At 73.0% G+C, this 15880-nt stretch carries 12 protein-coding genes; 9 read left to right on the forward strand and 3 right to left on the reverse strand.

The window, feature by feature from the left end:
* Positions 1 to 314 precede the first annotated feature (314 nt).
* A complete protein-coding gene (locus NOSIN_RS06865) occupies positions 315 to 833 on the forward strand; it encodes a hypothetical protein (protein ID WP_143832870.1) in 519 nt (172 codons plus the stop codon).
* 50 nt (positions 834 to 883) lie between these two features.
* On the opposite strand, the gene NOSIN_RS06870 is transcribed toward NOSIN_RS06865, so the two are convergent.
* A complete protein-coding gene (locus tag NOSIN_RS06870) occupies positions 884 to 1600 on the reverse strand; it encodes a helix-turn-helix transcriptional regulator (RefSeq protein WP_077689931.1) in 717 nt (238 codons plus the stop codon).
* A gap of 133 nt (positions 1601 to 1733) precedes the next feature.
* Between NOSIN_RS06870 and NOSIN_RS06875 the strand changes: the two genes are divergently transcribed.
* Together NOSIN_RS06875 and NOSIN_RS06880 are read left to right on the forward strand one after the other, a co-directional pair.
* Positions 1734 to 2273, forward strand: a complete 540-nt coding sequence (locus NOSIN_RS06875; protein ID WP_077689932.1) for a DUF2231 domain-containing protein — start codon at positions 1734 to 1736, stop codon at positions 2271 to 2273.
* Positions 2274 to 2321: 48 nt separating this feature from the next.
* Positions 2322 to 2729, forward strand: a complete 408-nt coding sequence (locus tag NOSIN_RS06880) for a hypothetical protein (RefSeq protein WP_077689933.1) — start codon at positions 2322 to 2324, stop codon at positions 2727 to 2729.
* A gap of 149 nt (positions 2730 to 2878) precedes the next feature.
* Here the strand turns inward: NOSIN_RS06880 and NOSIN_RS06885 are convergent, their stop codons facing one another.
* Positions 2879 to 3676 (reverse strand): siderophore-interacting protein, encoded by a 798-nt coding sequence (locus NOSIN_RS06885; RefSeq protein ID WP_077689934.1) that lies wholly within the window; start codon positions 3674 to 3676, stop codon positions 2879 to 2881.
* Between the two features lie 535 nt (positions 3677 to 4211).
* Between NOSIN_RS06885 and NOSIN_RS06895 the strand changes: the two genes are divergently transcribed.
* Positions 4212 to 4583 carry a VOC family protein gene (locus NOSIN_RS06895; RefSeq protein ID WP_077689936.1) on the forward strand — a complete coding sequence of 124 codons (372 nt, stop codon included), beginning with the start codon at positions 4212 to 4214 and terminating at the stop codon, positions 4581 to 4583.
* 98 nt (positions 4584 to 4681) lie between these two features.
* On the forward strand, positions 4682 to 5242 hold the full coding sequence (locus NOSIN_RS06900; RefSeq protein WP_077689937.1) for an NUDIX hydrolase: 561 nt from the start codon (positions 4682 to 4684) through the stop codon (positions 5240 to 5242).
* Between the two features lie 108 nt (positions 5243 to 5350).
* On the opposite strand, the gene pdxR is transcribed toward NOSIN_RS06900, so the two are convergent.
* Positions 5351 to 6805 (reverse strand): MocR-like pyridoxine biosynthesis transcription factor PdxR, encoded by a 1455-nt coding sequence (gene pdxR / locus NOSIN_RS06905; RefSeq protein ID WP_077689938.1) that lies wholly within the window; start codon positions 6803 to 6805, stop codon positions 5351 to 5353.
* Between the two features lie 67 nt (positions 6806 to 6872).
* Between pdxR and NOSIN_RS06910 the strand changes: the two genes are divergently transcribed.
* From NOSIN_RS06910 to NOSIN_RS06925, 4 genes are all read left to right on the forward strand, one after another.
* A complete protein-coding gene (locus NOSIN_RS06910) occupies positions 6873 to 7514 on the forward strand; it encodes a pyridoxamine 5'-phosphate oxidase family protein (RefSeq protein WP_077689939.1) in 642 nt (213 codons plus the stop codon).
* A 172-nt stretch (positions 7515 to 7686) separates the two neighbouring features.
* Positions 7687 to 8541 (forward strand): ABC transporter ATP-binding protein, encoded by an 855-nt coding sequence (locus NOSIN_RS06915; protein WP_077689940.1) that lies wholly within the window; start codon positions 7687 to 7689, stop codon positions 8539 to 8541.
* Positions 8538 to 10106: a fluoroquinolone export ABC transporter permease subunit gene (locus NOSIN_RS06920; protein WP_077689941.1), complete on the forward strand. Its 1569-nt coding sequence runs from the start codon at positions 8538 to 8540 to the stop codon at positions 10104 to 10106. The genes NOSIN_RS06915 and NOSIN_RS06920 overlap by 4 nt, the downstream gene beginning before the upstream one ends.
* 300 nt (positions 10107 to 10406) lie before the next feature.
* A complete protein-coding gene (locus NOSIN_RS06925; RefSeq protein ID WP_077689942.1) occupies positions 10407 to 15872 on the forward strand; it encodes an ATP-binding protein in 5466 nt (1821 codons plus the stop codon).
* Positions 15873 to 15880: the final 8 nt, after the last annotated feature.

The following is a 15880-nucleotide window of genomic DNA, read 5'->3' on the forward strand; positions in this document are numbered from 1 at the left end:
GCTGAGGACGGGGACGGGCCGCCCGTTCCCGGCCGCGCGGTTCCCGGGCCGCGCGGCCCGGCACACCCTTCGGGGCGGCGCCCGCCTCCGGGACGGCGCCCATGCCCGGTTAATTCCGCGTCGGTTTTTCCTCAAGGGCCACTGTGTCGGGCGGCTCCGCCGGGGTGCGCGCCGAGAGCCTGTCCGTCGTACGCACACCCGCGGTCCCCGTCCGGGGACCCGTAGGACGGGCGCCGCCTCCGTACGCGGCGGCCCGCCCCGGTCCGCCTCCGGGGGACGCGCCTGCGCAGGGTGCACGCAGCCAGGAGGAAACGATGCCGCCAGCCCTCACCCGCCTTGCCGCCACCGCGCTGACAGGAACCGTGCTGGCGGTGCTCGCGCCGGTGGGCGCGCACGCGGACGGGACCGTGGACCGGGAACTGGCCTCGACGAAGAAGGCCCTGGACGTGTACGTGGACGAGGAGAGGGCGCTCGCCGACGGCTACCTGCCGGACGGGGAGTGCGTGGAGAGCGCCGAGGGCGTGATGGGCCACCACTACGTCAGATGGGACCGGATCGACCGGGAGCTGGACGCGCGCGCACCCGAGGCGCTGGTCTACCAGCCCGACGGCTACGGCGGCCGCGAGCTCGTCGCGGTGGAGTACTTCTACGCCGACGAGGACCAGGACGTCTCCACCGACGACGACCGGCCCCGCCTCTTCGGGCAGCCCTTCGACGGCCCCTCCGAGCCGCAGGCCCCGGGCCTGCCGGTCAACTACTCGCTGCACGTGTGGCTCTGGCAGGAGAACCCGGACGGGCTGTTCAGCCCGTGGAACCCGCGGGGCTCCTGCTGAGGCGTGTGCCGGGTCGCCGTCCGCCCGAACCCGCCGAACGCGCGGCCAGGTCAGGAACCGCCGGTGCTCTGGCGCAGGTGCACGCAGCACTCCCCGGCGCGGGGGGCGAGGACGGCCTCCACCGTCGGTGCCCGGAGGCCGGCGAGGAAGCCGGTCAGGAAGGCGTGGTTGATGCCGCACACCAGCTCCGGCGACGTGGCGGCCAGGGGGTGGAAGGGGCAGTTCAGCAGGCGCAGGCAGACGGGTGACTCGCGTGCGGGCTCGAAGCCGTGGTCGGCGAGCACGCCTTCGGCGCGGGTCAGCGCGCGCTGGGCGCCGAGCCTGCCGGGACGGGTCCGGGCCCGTTCGGTGGTGCCCAGCGCCCGGCCGCGGTCGTGGGCGGCGCGCATGGCGGCCTCCCGGGCGGTCTCGGACTCGCCCCCCTCGCCTTCGGTGCTCACGGCCTCGACCAGGATGGCGGCGAGCAGGTCGTGCTGACGCTGGGGGATGCTGACGCGCACGTCGCCGTCGGTGGGCTCGTAGACCTTCGGGATGCGTCCGGCCCTGCGGCTCCCGTCGACCCGTTCGAAGCGGGCTTGCAACAGGCCCGCGGCGACGAGCTTGTCCAGGTGGAACGCTGCGAGTTTGCGGGAGATCCCGACCGCGGCGGCGGCCTCGTCGCGGCCCACGGGCCGACGGGCGCGCCGGATGAACCCGTACATCCCCCGGCGTAGCTCGTCGTCCAGCACCGCCACGGTCGCGATCGAGTCAGTCTCACTGGTGGTCATCCAGTCATCCTAACTCAGATAAACCAGCACTCATAGGTCGAAAATAACGCATATCCGCCTGACATCGGGGTCTTGCGCCCTCTGAAAAATAAAACTAATCTTAGTTAGCGAAATAACAATGAGGGGGCCCGTGATGGTCGATCGACAGGCACAGGCGAAACAGCCGGTGAGCGCGGCATTGGCGGGTCCGTACGGTCACCCGTTCCACCCCATCCTGGTCACCGTCCCGATCGGTGCGTGGGTCGCGAGCCTGGTCTTCGACGTGGCCTCACACCTGGTGGCCGAACCGGCCTTCCTCACCCAGGGGTCGGTGTGGTTGATCGGTATCGGCGTGCTCGGCGCGGTGGCCGCGGCACTGATCGGCTTCCTGGACCTGTTCGCCATTCCCACCGGCACGCCGGCCTTCCGCGTCGGCCTGCTGCACATGAGCCTGAACCTGGCGGTCACCGGCGCCTACGCCGCCAACCTCGTCTGGCGTTCGACCGAGTACGGCCGGGCGGCACCGGTGGAGGGCGGCATGCTCGCGTTGTCAGCCCTGAGCGTGGCCGTGCTGGCGGTGTCCGGCTTCCTCGGCGGAAAGCTCGCCTACCACTACGGCGTGCGGGTCGCCGACGAGGCCACCCAGGCCCAGGGCTACCTGCCCCGCGGCCACGAACCGGACCGTCCGATTTAGGCACGGCTGGAAACCCGCGTCCTTTCGACCACTTCGTAGGAGAACGACATGGCTGTCGCAGCACTGATCACCTGGTTGGTCACCGCCGTCGGCGGGTTCGTCATGCTGGGCACCTGGATCGCCAAGGGCGGCCCGAGGAAGCAGGAGTCGAACACCCGCCTCCCTCCGAGCGTGGTGTTCGCCCACTTCGCCCTGGCGGTCGTCGGTCTGGTGGTGTGGATCGTCTACTTGTTCACCGACGACCACGCCATCGCCTGGACGGGGTTCGTCCTGCTGCTGCCGGTGGCGGTCCTCGGATTCGTGATGCTGTTCCGCTGGATCCCCACCTACCGCGCCCGTGCCACCGCGGCCCAGGACCCGCCCGAACGGCACTTCCCGGTCGCCGTGGTGGGCGGTCACGGGGTGTTCGCCGTGGCCACCCTCATCCTCGTGCTGCTGGCCTCCCTCGGACTCTGACCGCCCCCGCCCGCGACCGGTGCTGCGACGACACCTCGGGAAGCCGGCCCCGGCGGCCTGAGGCGTCACCGGAGGGCCTCGTGCCGGACCGGTCGCGGCACCGCGTCGGCCATCGGCTCCGCCGGTTCCCGGTCACCGCCGTCGCGGTGCTAGTCCATGGCGGAACGGCCGTGGCGCCAGTAGCCGATGAAGGAGACGTCCTCCTTGGGCACGCCGTGCTCGCGTACCAGGGTGCGGCGCAGCTCGGTGGGCAGGGCGTTCTCCCCGGCCACGAAGCAGTAGGGGCGTCCCCCGGGCAGCTCGGCGGCGCGGACCGTGTCCAGGGCGAGCCGTCCGGGCACCGCGTGCGGGTCGGTGCGGGGCAGCCAGTGCACCTCCACCCCCGGCCGGTCGGGGAGCGGGCGCACGTCGCCGGCGGAGGGCACCTCCAGGTACACCAATGCCCGCATGTCCTCGGGGGCCTGTTCCAGGATCGACACCAGCGCGGGCACGGCGCTCTCGTCGCCCACGAGCAGTTGCCAGTCGGCGTCCTCGGAGGGGAGGTGGTACACGCCGTCGGCGAGCATCCCCGCCTCGTCGCCGGGGACGGCCCGGGACGCCCAGGCCGAGGCCGGACCGGCGTCGCCGTGGTCGACGAACTCGATGTCCATCTCCAGCGCGTCGGCGTCTAACCGCCGGACCGAGTAGCTGCGCACGTGCGGCCGGCGGCTCGGGGGCATCGCGTAGAGCTGCTCCACCCAGCGCTTGTCGGCGTCCGCGGGCATGGACAGCCGGTCCTGTCCCTCGCGGGGAAGGAAGAGGCGCACGAACTGGTCCCGGCCGAGGAAGTCGAAGCCGGCCAGCTCCGGTCCGCCCAGGGTCACGGTGACGAAGTGCTCGCTCAGGCGCTCGGTCCGCACCACGCGGGTACGGATCATCGCGCGGCGGCCGGGCTGTTCGATGCGCACGGGACCTCTTTCTTCCTCACCGGGATATACGGGCGAAAACGACCTCAGGCAAGGCTAACCTCACCAGCGTCCTTCCCGTGACGCGGTGGCGTGTGGAGCTTCGGGTCCTGTTCCTCGGAGGGGCCGCGCCCTGTGCCCGTTGACGGAAAGCGCACTCCGACACGCGCTTCCGAGTGACCGCTTGGAGCCGCCCACCGACTTCACCGTTCGCTGCTCCTGTGAGGCCGAGAATCCGGAGGCGGCCGAGGAGGTCGTGCTCGAACCCATGGTCGGGGTGATCGGGCCGGAGGACGGCGTCACCGTGGGAACCGGGCCGTGCGATCCGTGGAGGCCAGCCCATGGTTTCCTCTGCCGCAGATGAAGATCTACATCGTAAATGTGGCCGATGACTTTTCTCCAGAAATCGTGAGCACATCCACCACCACGGAACACGGGCATCCACCAGCCGACAAATGGACCGAGGACTCCGCCAGTGGCACGCAGGGAGCGACGCGTGTACCCGCGGACTGTCGCAGTCGTCACGGAGAATCGACGTATGACACAGCCTTCACACCGGCACCACGCCATCGACTACCTGGAGCTCACGGTCACCGACCTGGACCGGGCGCGAAGCTTTTACTCCGAGGCGTTCGGATGGCGGTTCAACGACTACGGGCCGCAGTACGCGGGAATCCAGAACCCGCGGGGCGCGGACGCACCCGAGGTGGGCGGACTCGCCCTGGGCGAGCGGGTGCGACCGGGCGGCCCCTTCGTGCTGCTGTACTCCACCGACCTGGACCGGTCCGCCGAGGCCGTGGAGGCCGCGGGCGGGCACGTGGTGAAGGGCCCCTACGCCTTTCCGGGCGGGCGCCGCTTCCACTTCACCGATCCCAGCGGCAACGAACTGGGCGTCTGGGCCGAGAGGTAGGGCCTGTTGCGAGAGAGCCCGTCGAGACAGCGCGCAGGACGAGGAGAGACTCACCGGAACCACTTCACCACCAGCGGCTCCTGGGCCACGCTGATCCCATGAGCGAACACGAGGATGCATCCGTCCAGGCCGGGGCGCACCCGGCGCTGAGCGCGCACGTGCTCCTTCTTCGTGAGGGGTGCGTACTCCTGACCCGTCGCGGCCCTGATGCGTCCTACGCCCCCGGCCTGTGGCACGCCGGAGTCGCGGGGAAGGTCGACACGGGTGAGGACGTCGTGGGCGCCGCCGTGCGTGAGGCCCACGAGGAGCTCGGAGTCGGCCTGGACCCGGTGGACCTTGGGTTCGCCCACGTGATCCACAGCCAGGAGTCCCCGCACCGGGACTGGGTCCACTTCTTCTTCGTCTGCCGCCTCTGGTCGGGCACCCCGGTCAACAACGAACCGCACAAGCACACCGAGATCCGGTGGTGGCCCGTCCGCGAGCCCCCACCGGACACGGTCGACTACTGCGCCCAGGCCCTGGGGCACCTGTCGGCCGGGGTCCGCTTCTCCCGGCACCGGATCCGCACGACCCGCCCCATGGTGTCGGCACCGGCGCAGAATACGCCGGGGCCGCAGCGCCGGTCCAGACCCGGACCGGCGCAGCAGGAGCCGGGATGACCTGGGCCGACCCGGCCTTCGAGGGCTGCGCGAGGCCGGGGCGGCCACCGGTACCGGCGAGCCGTACGCGGAACTCGTCCGGGCCCGCGCCGTCCTGGTGCAGTGGGCTCAGCGTCTCCCCCGAACCGGCTCCCGGAGGGGTTGCTCCCCACCGTGCTGGCGGTCCGGGCCGTTCCCGGTGTGGTGGGCGACGGCCTCGTTGAGGACCGCGCAGGCGCGGCGCAGCTCGGCGGGATCCGCCGTGCCGTAGCCCAGGACCAGTCCGTGCACGGTCGGGGCGCCGTGGCTGCTGCGGGAGGTGTCGTCCACCAGCACGCCCCGCTCGGCGGCCTCGGCGACCACCGGGGCCACGGCGCGGGCGGGCAGCGGGAGCAGTAGGTGCAGACCCGCGGTGTCCCCGGTCGTGCGCGTGTGGAGGAGTTCGATCAGGAGCTCGCGGCGGCGGGCGTACTCCAGGCGCATCCGGCGCAGGTGCCGGTCGAGGTCGCCGCGCTCCAGAAGCAGGGCGGTCGCGGCCTGGACCGGCACGCTGGTGCGGTCGGACAGGTCGTGCCGGGTCCGGGCCAGGCGCTCCAGCAGCGGGGACTCGGCGACGATCCAGCCGACGCCCACGTCGGGGGACAGGCTCTTGGAGAGCGTGCCGAGCAGGATGACCCGTCCGGGGTCCAGGCCGTACAGGGCGGGCAGGGGAGCCACGTCGTAGCGGAACTCGGCGTCGTAGTCGTCCTCCACGACCATGGCTCCGCTCTCGCGGGCCCAGGCCAGGAGGCGCTCGCGGCGCGGGATCGGCAGCCGCCCGCCGAGCGGGTACTGGTGGGCGGGGGTGGTGTGGACGAGGGACAGGCCGTCGGGCAGTTCCCCGGTGAGGATGCCGTCGTGGTCGACCGGGCAGGAGAGCACCTGTGCCCCGCGCGCGGCCAGGATGGTGCGGGCCTTCTGGTACCCGGGCTCCTCGACCCCCGCCCGGGTGCCCGCGCCGAGCAGGGCGGCCCCGACCAGGTCCAGGCCGTTGCCGGTGCCGCGGGTGACCATGACGTTCTCCGGCCCGATGCGCACGCCCCGGGTCCGGCGCAGGTGCCCGGCGAGGAGCTCGCGCAGGCGGGGCAGGCCCCGGGGGTCGGGATCGTCGTCCGGGGCCTGTTCGGCCGCGTGCCGCCAGGCCCTGCGCCAGGCGGCACGGTCGTGGTCGCGCACCCACGGCGCGCCCGGGCGCAGGTCGATCATGCCGTGCCGCCGGGCCTGTTCCCGGGACCAGCGGGGCGTGAGGACCTCGGCCGGGGCCGGCGCGGCGACGGGGAGGACGTCGTGCTCGGCGACGAAGGTGCCCGAGCCGTGCCGTCCCTCGAGCCATCCCTCGGCGTAGAGCTGCTGGTAGGCCTCGGTCACCACGGTCCTGCTGACGCCCGTCTGCGTGGCGAGGGCACGGCTGGAGGGCAGGCGCTCGCCGGGTGCGAGCGTCCCCCCGGACATGGCCTCGCGCAGCGCGTCGGACAGTTGGACGGTGAGGGGGCGCGGGGCGGAGCGGTCCAGGCGGAAGGCCGGTTCGGTGAGGCGTCGGGGCAAAGTGGTCTTTCGCTTTCGGGAAGAAGTGGCCATGGTCGGGTGTCCACTTGCTTCCTAGGCTAGCGCCATGCTCTCCACCACAGAACGCACCAGACTCCGCCGCGGCAAGCACAAGGCCCGGACCGACCGCGCGGACCTGTACTCCCTGCTGGACGCGGGGATGGTCTGCCACCTGGGGGTGGTCGTCGACGGCGCGCCCATGGTGGTGCCCACCGGGTACGGGCGCGTCGGCGACACCCTCTACCTGCACGGTTCCACCGGGGCGCGGTCGCTGCGCGCGGGCGGAGAGGTGTGCGTCACCGTGACCCTGCTGGACGGTGTCGTGATGGCCAGGTCGGCCTTCCACCACTCGGTCAACCACCGCTCCGCCGTGGTCTACGGTGTGCCGCGCGTGGTCACGGACGAGCGGGAGCGGTGGGAGGGGTTGCGCGCGCTGACCGAGCAGTTGGCTCCCGGGCAGTGGGACGTGGTCCGTCGGCCGAGCGCCAAGGAGATGGCGGCCACGCGCGTGCTGGCGCTGTCGTTGGAGGAGGCGTCGGTGAAGGTGCGCACCGGGCCTCCGTCGGGCGATGAGGAGGACCACGGCCTGCCTGTGTGGGCGGGTGTGCTGCCGGTGCGGCAGGTGTTCGGTGAGCCGGAGCCGGCCCCGGACCTGGCACCGGGTGTGGAGGTGCCCGACCATGTCGCCCGGCGGGTGCCCAAGCCGTAGTCCCCGGGATGGCCGCGGCCCACGGGGCGGCGCAGGGAGGCGTCCTCCGGGCCGCCGCCCGTCCCGCTCCCGGACTTCGTCCGGGCTCGCCCGGGCGGCCCGGCCCCGGCGGTGGACAATGGGACGCCAGACGGCCTCGCCGAGGCCGTTCCCCCGTGAGGAAGAAGTGCCCATGGCCGAGCAGGTCGTCACCGTCGAGGACCTGGGTGTCCGCTACCCCGGAAGCGAGGCGCCCGCCGTCGAGCGGATGAGCTTCTCGGTGTCCCGGGGCGAGGTCTTCGGCTTCCTCGGCCCGAGCGGGGCCGGGAAGTCCACGACCCAGAAGGTGCTGACCCGCCTCCTGCGCCGCTACGAGGGCGAGGTGCGGGTCCTGGGGCGCCCGCTGCGCCGGTGGGGGCAGGACTACTTCGAGCGCGTGGGGGTCGGGTTCGAGCTGCCCGCGGGGTTCGGCAGGCTCACCGCACGGGAGAACCTGGCGGCCTTCGCCTCGCTCTACCGGGGGCCGGTCGAGGACCCGGACGAGCTCCTGGCCAGGGTGGACCTGTCGGAGGCCGCCGACCGGCGGGCCGACGACCTGTCCAAGGGCATGCGCATGCGTTTGAACCTGGCCCGGGCCCTGGTCAACCGGCCCGACCTGCTGTTCCTGGACGAGCCCACGTCGGGCCAGGACCCGGTGCGCGCCGCCCTGCTGCGCGGGGTCGTGCGCGCGGCCGCCGACGCGGGTGCCACGGTCTTCCTCACCACGCACGACATGGCCACCGCCGACCTGCTGTGCGACCGGGTGGCCTTCGTCGTGCGGGGGCGGATCGCGGCGGTGGACACCCCGCGCGGGTTCAGGCTCGACCACGGGCGGCCCGGGCTCGTGGCCGAGGTGCGGGGGCAGGGAACGCGGGAGTTCCCCATGGGCGCCCTGACCGGCGACACCGAACTCCAGCGGCTGCTGGCGCGGGGCGCGGTCGAGACCCTGCACACGCGGGAGGCGTCGCTGGACGAGGTCTTCGCCGCCGTGACCAGGGAGAAGCTGTGAGGCGCCTGTCGGCGGCCACCGCGCTGGAGTGGCGGGTGGAGCGGCGCTACGGGGTCGTGCCCGTGGCCGTGGGCCTGGGCGTGGTGTGGACCCTGGTCCTGTTCGCGGTTCCGGAGGGCGCGGCCCGTGTGGTGGCGCCCTATCTTCTCTTCGTCGACACGGCGGGCTTCGGGGCGCTGTTCGTGGTGGCCCTGCTGCTGTTCGAGCGGACCGAGGGGGCGCGCCGGGCACTGGCCGCCACCCCGCTGCGCGCCGCCGAGGCGGTCGCGGCCAAGCTCACGGTGCTCACCGCGCTGTCCCTGCTCATCGCCGTGCCGATGGTGGCGGTGTCGGTGCGGGGGCGGCCCGCCGACACGGCATGGGCGTTGGGGGTGTCCCTGTCCGGAGTGGCGCTGACCTCCCTGGTGCTGCTCACCGTGTGCCTGGCGGCCGGTGCGCGGGCACGGGACCTGTCGGGTTTCCTCGTGGCGCTGCCCCCGGCCGTGGCGCCGCTGATCCTGGTCCCGCTGCTGCACGTCTCGGGGGCCGTGGCGCATCCGCTGGCCTATCTGGTGCCGACCACCGTGGGGGCGGACCTGATCCGCTGGGGGATCGACCCGCGCTCGCCGGGGCAGGAGCCGCTCGTCGTGGCCGCCGGTGTGCTCTACGCCCTGGTGTGGGCGGTGGCCGCGGCCGAGGTCGCCCGCCGGGGCGTCGAGCGCGGTGAGGAGGGGTCCTGCGTGCCCTGGCGGAGGACCACGGGCACGCGCGGGCCGTCCGGGCGGGGCCCCGCTGTCGGGAGGGCTCGGGCCGTCGGAAGGGCTCGGGCCGCCGGGAGGGGCGCCCTCCCGGCGGTGGCGGGGTTCGTCCGCGTCGACCTCCTCGGCACCGGCCGGGGGCCGCTGATGCTGGTGATGCTGGTGGCGCCCGTGCTGTTGGCCCTGCTCATCCGGCTGGCGTTCCCGCCGGTCGCGGACTTCCTCGCCGACTCCCACGGTTTCGACCTGGTGGCCCACACGCCCGCGGTCCTGGCCGCGCTGGTGCTGTTGCACGTGCCCATGATGTTCGGGGTTGTGGGCGGTCTGCGCGCGGTCGAGGACAGGGACGAGGGCGTCCTGCTCGTCCTGCGCGTGTCCCCGCTCTCGCTGCGGGCCTATCTCGCCTACCGCCTGGCGGCCGTCACCGCCGCCTCCCTGGTCGGCCTCGCCGTGGCCCTGCCGCTGAGCGGGCTGATGGCGGCGGGGTGGTCCGCGGGGACGGTCGTGGCCCTGATCCTGGCGGCCGCGCAGTCGGCCCTGCTGCTGGCGGGGATGACCGCGCTGGCGGCCAACAAGGTCGAGGCCCTCGTGGTGGTCAAGGGCCTCGGCGCCGTGATGGTGCTGGTCCCGGTGGCGCTGTGGGCCCTGCCACAGCCGTGGGCGTCGGCCCTGCTCGTCCTTCCTCCGGCGTGGCCGGTACTGGCCCTTCCGGGGTACGCATCCGGTCCCCTGGGTCCGTGGTGGTGCCTGGCCGGGGGAGCGGTCGTGACCGCCGCGGCGTCGGCGGTACTTTTGAGGCGGACCTGGCGCTCCCTGCACGCGTTGTAGGGCCGGTTCCCTCCCTCCGTCCTTCGGACCGCACGCGTCGCGGCGCCGCGTCACCGGCCGGTACGTACCGGCCGCGTCGGGCCCGCGCCGCGGCAGGGGCGAAAACGTGACGCCGCCCTCCTTCCCGGTCCGGTCAGGGTGGACGCCAGACGGCTTTTGGTCGTTCTCCACAACTGGGACCGCCCAGAGTGCGTTGTCTTCGACATGGCGCCGCGGACCAGAAGACGAGAGGGTGGAACAGTGCCGGGACCGTCGTGTCGCGGTGTCGCACATCGTTGGTCTACAGGAGGCTCGGTCGGGTTGTTCAGTCGTATCGCCATCGTCAACCGTGGTGAGGCCGCCATGCGGCTCATCCACGCCGTACGGGACCTCGCCGCGGAGACCGGGGAGCGGATCGAGACCGTCGCCCTGCACACCGACGTCGACCGCACGGCCGCCTTCGTCCGTGAGGCGGACCTGTCCCACGACCTGGGTCCGGCGTCCGCGCGGCCGTACCTCGACCTGAAGGCGCTGGAGCGCGCGCTGGTGGAGACCGGCGCCGACGCCGCGTGGGTCGGCTGGGGCTTCGTCGCGGAGGACCCGGCGTTCGCGGAGCTGTGCGAGAGGATCGGCGTCACCTTCGTCGGACCGAGCGCCGAGGCCATGCGCAGACTCGGCGACAAGATCGGCGCGAAGCTGATCGCCGAGGAGGTCGGCGTTCCGGTCGCGCCGTGGAGCCGCGGCGCGGTCCGGACCCTGGACGACGCCCTGGCGGCGGCGACCGAGATCGGCTACCCGCTGATGCTGAAGGCGACCGCGGGCGGCGGTGGGCGCGGCATCCGTGTGGTCACGGACGAGACCGAGCTCGCCGACGCCTACGAGCGCACCAGCCAGGAGGCCGCGCGGGCGTTCGGCAGCGGCGTCGTGTTCCTGGAGCGCCTGGTCACCGGGGCACGGCACGTCGAGGTGCAGGTGATCGCCGACGGCGGGGGCACCGCTTGGGCGCTGGGCGTGCGCGACTGCTCGGTGCAGCGGCGCAACCAGAAGGTCATCGAGGAGTCGGCGTCGCCGGTGCTCAGCGCCGCGCAGGCGGAGGAGCTCAAGGCGTCGGCCGAGAGGCTGGCCGTCGCGGTCGGTTACTGCGGCGCGGCGACCGTCGAGTTCCTCTACCACCCCGGTGACGAGCTGTTCGCCTTCCTGGAGGTCAACACCCGTCTACAGGTCGAGCACCCGATCACCGAGTCCACCACCGGGCTCGACCTGGTCAAGGCGCAGCTGCACGTGGCGTCCGGCGGCAGGCTGGAGGGCGAGCGCCCGGCGGAGCGCGGGCACGCCATCGAGGCCCGGCTGAACGCCGAGGACCCCGACCGCGACTTCGCGCCCTCCCCGGGCCGTATCGTGCGGCTGGACCTGCCCGCCGGACCGGGCATCCGCGTGGACACCGGTGTCAGCGAGGGCGACACCATCCCCGCCGACTTCGACTCGATGATCGCGAAGATCATCGCCTACGGCCGCGACCGCGAGGAGGCGCTCGGCAGGCTGCGCCGGGCGATGGCGCGGACCACCGTGGTCATCGAGGGCGGCGCGACCAACAAGAGCTTCGTACTGGACCTGCTCGACCAGCCCGCGGTGATCGACGCCAGCGCGGACACCGGCTGGATCGACCGCGTCCGCGGTGAGGGCGGACTCGTCTCGCACCGGCACTCCGCCGTCGCGCTGGCGGCCGCCGCCATCGAGGCCTACGAGGAGGAGGAGCGCGTCGAGCAGCAGCGGCTGCTGTCGACGGCGTTCGGCGGACGTCCCCAGGTACAGCACGAGAGCGGCCGTCCGCTGGACCTCAAGCTGCGTGGAGCCGGCTACCGGGTGCGCGTCGCGCGGGTCGGCGCGCACCGGTTCCGTGTCGGCGTCGAGGCGGGCGGGGACGTGCGCACCGCCGACGTCGAGCTCAACCGCTTCGACCGGTACACCGGGCGGATCGTCGTCAACGGCACCCGGTACCGCCTGCTCACCGACACGCACGGGCCGATCCACCTGGTCGAGGTGGACGGCGTGACGCACCGGGTCAGCCGGGACGAGGGCGGCGTCCTCCGCTCGCCCGCGCCCGCACTCGTCGTCGCCACGCCGCTGGAGGTCGGCGCCGAGGTCGAGGCGGACGCACCGGTGCTGGTGCTGGAGAGCATGAAGATGGAGACGGTGCTGCGGGCGCCGTTCAGGGCGCGGCTGAGGGAATGCGTCGTGTCCGTGGGCAGCCAGGTGGAGACCGGTGCCCCGCTGCTGCGGCTGGAGCCGCTGGCCGACGACGCCGAGGCCGAGAACGCCTCGGCCTCCAAGTCCGTCGAGCTGGACCTGCCGGCCGCGGCCGGGGAGGTTCCGGCGCGGGAGCGGCTCACGCGCGGCCGTCAGGACCTGCGCAGCCTGCTGCTGGGCTTCGACGTCGACCCGCACGACGAGCGCCGGGTGATCGACGACTACCTCGCCGCGCGCCGGGCGGTCGCCGAGGGCGGCCACCGGCCGCTGGCCGAGGAGCTGGAGCTCGTCGGCGTGCTCACCGACCTCGCCGAGCTGAGCCGCAACCGGCCCGCGGGTGAGGACGGCGGCGACGGCGACAACCACGTGCACAGTCCCCGCGAGTACTTCCACACCTACCTGCAGAGCCTCGACGTGGAGCGGGCCGGGCTGCCCGCGTCCTTCCAGACCAAGCTCGCCAGGGTGCTGGGGCACTACGGGGTCACCGAGCTGGAGCGCTCCCCCGAGCTCGAGGCCGCGGTGTTCCGGATCTTCCTCGCCCAACAGCGCGTGTCCGCCGACGTCACGGTCGTCACGACGCTGCTGCGCACGTGGCTGCGGGAGCCGCCGCCGGACGAGGCGCTGCGCGAGCCCGCCGGTCTGGCGCTGGAGCGGCTGGTGGCCGCGACGCAGGTCCGCTTCCCCGTGGTCGCCGACCTCGCGCGCGGCGTGGTCTTCGCCTGGTTCGGCCAGCCGCTGCTGCGCCGCAACCGCGCCCGCGTCTACGCCGGCGTCCGCAGGCACCTGCGCCACCTGGACGCGCACCCGGACGCGCCGGACCGCGCCGAGCGCATCGCCGAGATGGTGCGCAGCACCGAGCCGCTGGTCCGGCTGCTCGGCCAGCGGCTCGTCCGCGCCGACCTGGACAACTCGGTCATGCTGGAGGTGCTGACCCGGCGCTACTACGGCAACAAGGGCCTCACCAGTGTCCGCACCAGCGAGGTCGCGGACTGCACGTTCGTGGTCGCCGAACGCGCGGGCTCGCGCGTGGCCTCCTCCGCGGTGAGCTTCGACGCGCTGGGCGGCGCGCTGCGCGGGCTCGCGGAGCTGGCCAACGGCGAGGAGGACGTCGACGCCGACATCTACCTCGCCTGGGAGAAGCAGCCGGAGGACTCCGACGCGATGGCGGCCGCCCTGCACGAGGCCCTCAGCGTGTACCCGCTGCCGAACCGGGTCCGCCGGATCACCACCACCGTCGCGGGCAGGGGCGGCGCGGTGATGCACCACCACTTCACGTTCCGCCCGTCGGACACCGGGATGGCCGAGGACCGGCTGATCCGCGGCCTGCACCCCCACATCGCCCGGCGCATGCAGCTGGAGCGGTTGAGCAAGTTCGACCTGACCCGGCTGCCGTCCGCGGACGAGGAGGTCTACCTCTTCCAGTGCGTGGCGCGGGAGAACCCCTCGGACGACCGCCTCGTCGCGTTCGCCCAGGTACGCGACCTGACCGAGCTGCGCGAGCACGACGGCAGGCTGGTCGCGCTGCCGACGGCCGAGAACACCATCGCCGCCTGCCTCGACTCGATCCGCCGCGCGCAGGCGCAGCGGCCGTCGAGGAGGCGCTTCAACACCAACAGGATCGTGGTCTACGTCTGGCCGCCGATCGACATCACCCGCGCGGAGCTGGAGATGCTCGGCGGGCGCGTGCTGCCGACGACCGCGGGCGCCGGGCTGGAGGAGATCCTGTTCATCGCGCGACAGCGCGACCGTGGGACCGGTGAGCTGTCCAAGGTCGCCGTGCGCATCTCCTTCGACGCCGCCGGCGGCACCGAGCTGACCGTCAGCGAGCCGTCGGACGAGCCGATCGAGCCCGTCGACGACTACCGGCAGAAGGTGCTGCGCGCGAGCAGCCGCAACACGGTGTACCCCTACGAGCTGACCGGCCTGCTCGGCGACTTCGTCGAGCACGACCTCGACGAGGACCACGTGCTGGTGCCGGTCGACCGGCCCAAGGGGCGCAACACCGCGGCGATCGTCGCGGGCGTGGTCACCACGCCGACCCCGCGGCACCCCCAGGGCGTCACCAGGGTGGTGCTGCTCGGCGACCCGACGAAGTCGCTCGGCGCGCTGTCGGAGCCGGAGTGCCGCCGCGTGATCGCGGCGCTGGACCTGGCCGAGCGGATGCGGGTGCCGCTGGAGTGGTACGCGCTCTCCGCCGGAGCCCGCATCTCGATGGAGTCGGGCACCGAGAACATGGACTGGGTGGCCGCGGCGCTCAAGCGGATCGTGGAGTTCACCCAGGACGGCGGCGAGATCAACATCGTGGTCGCGGGCATCAACGTCGGCGCGCAGCCGTACTGGAACGCCGAGGCCACGATGCTCATGCACACCAAGGGCATCCTGGTGATGACGCCGGACTCGGCGATGGTGCTCACGGGCAAGCAGTCGCTCGACTTCTCCGGCGGCGTGTCGGCCGAGGACAACTTCGGCATCGGCGGCTACGACCGGGTGATGGGCCCGAACGGGCAGGCGCAGTACTGGGCGCCGAACCTGGCCGCCGCACGGGACGTGCTGATGTCGCACTACGCCCACACCTACGTCGCACCGGGCGAGGAGGCGCCGCGGCGGACGACGACCACCGACTCCGTCGACCGCGACGTCTCCGACTTCCCGCACGTCATGGAGGGCAGCGACTTCTCCACCGTCGGCGAGATCTTCTCCGCCGAGGCCAACCCGGACCGCAAGAAGCCCTTCGACATCCGGACCGTGATGCGGGCGCTCGCCGACCAGGACCACCCGGTGCTGGAGCGCTGGGCGGGCATGGCCGACGCGGAGACCGCGGTGGTGCAGGACGTGCACCTCGGCGGTGCGCCGGTGTGCCTGCTCGGCATCGAGTCGCGGTCGGTGCAGCGGCGCGGTTTCCCGCCCACCGACGGCCCGGACACCTACACCGCGGGCACGCTGTTCCCGCGGTCGTCGAAGAAGGCCGCGCGGGCGATCAACGCGGCCAGCGGCAACCGGCCTCTGGTGGTGCTGGCGAACCTGTCGGGCTTCGACGGCTCACCGGAGTCGATGCGCAGGCTGCAACTGGAGTACGGTGCCGAGATCGGCCGCGCGATCGTGAACTTCCAGGGGCCCATCGTGTTCTGCGTGATCTCGCGCTACCACGGCGGCGCGTTCGTGGTGTTCTCGAAGGCGCTGAACCCGAACATGACCGTGCTCGCGCTGGAGGGCTCGTTCGCCTCGGTGCTCGGCGGAGCCCCCGCCGCCGCGGTGGTCTTCTCCGGCGACGTCAACGCCCGTACCGCGGCCGACCCGCGCGTGCGGGAACTGGAGGCCCGTGTCGCCGCAGCCTCCGGTGCGGACCGCGCCGCGCTGACCGCGGAACTGGACGAGCTGCGCTCGTCGGTCCGGGTGGAGAAGCTCGGCGAGGTGGCCGCGGACTTCGACCGTGTGCACGACATCCGGCGCGCGGTCGAGGTCGGCTCCGTGGACGCGGTCATCCGCGCCGCGGAACTGCGTCCACGGGTCATCGAGGCCATCGAGTCCCGTCGGGGCTGATCCTTCGG

It is taken from the genome of Nocardiopsis sinuspersici (genome assembly GCF_001998325.1).
Taxonomy (GTDB): domain Bacteria; phylum Actinomycetota; class Actinomycetes; order Streptosporangiales; family Streptosporangiaceae; genus Nocardiopsis; species Nocardiopsis sinuspersici.

Coding starts and splice junctions, on each gene's coding strand:
- NOSIN_RS06915 (WP_077689940.1), top strand. CDS start 7,687: ATGGCCGAGCAGGTCGTCACCGTCGAGGACCTGGGTGTCCGCTACCCC.
- NOSIN_RS06865 (WP_143832870.1), top strand. CDS start 315: ATGCCGCCAGCCCTCACCCGCCTTGCCGCCACCGCGCTGACAGGAACC.
- NOSIN_RS06900 (WP_077689937.1), top strand. CDS start 4,682: ATGAGCGAACACGAGGATGCATCCGTCCAGGCCGGGGCGCACCCGGCG.
- NOSIN_RS06895 (WP_077689936.1), top strand. CDS start 4,212: ATGACACAGCCTTCACACCGGCACCACGCCATCGACTACCTGGAGCTC.
- NOSIN_RS06910 (WP_077689939.1), top strand. CDS start 6,873: ATGCTCTCCACCACAGAACGCACCAGACTCCGCCGCGGCAAGCACAAG.
- NOSIN_RS06875 (WP_077689932.1), top strand. CDS start 1,734: ATGGTCGATCGACAGGCACAGGCGAAACAGCCGGTGAGCGCGGCATTG.
- NOSIN_RS06880 (WP_077689933.1), top strand. CDS start 2,322: ATGGCTGTCGCAGCACTGATCACCTGGTTGGTCACCGCCGTCGGCGGG.
- NOSIN_RS06870 (WP_077689931.1), bottom strand. CDS start 1,600: ATGACCACCAGTGAGACTGACTCGATCGCGACCGTGGCGGTGCTGGAC.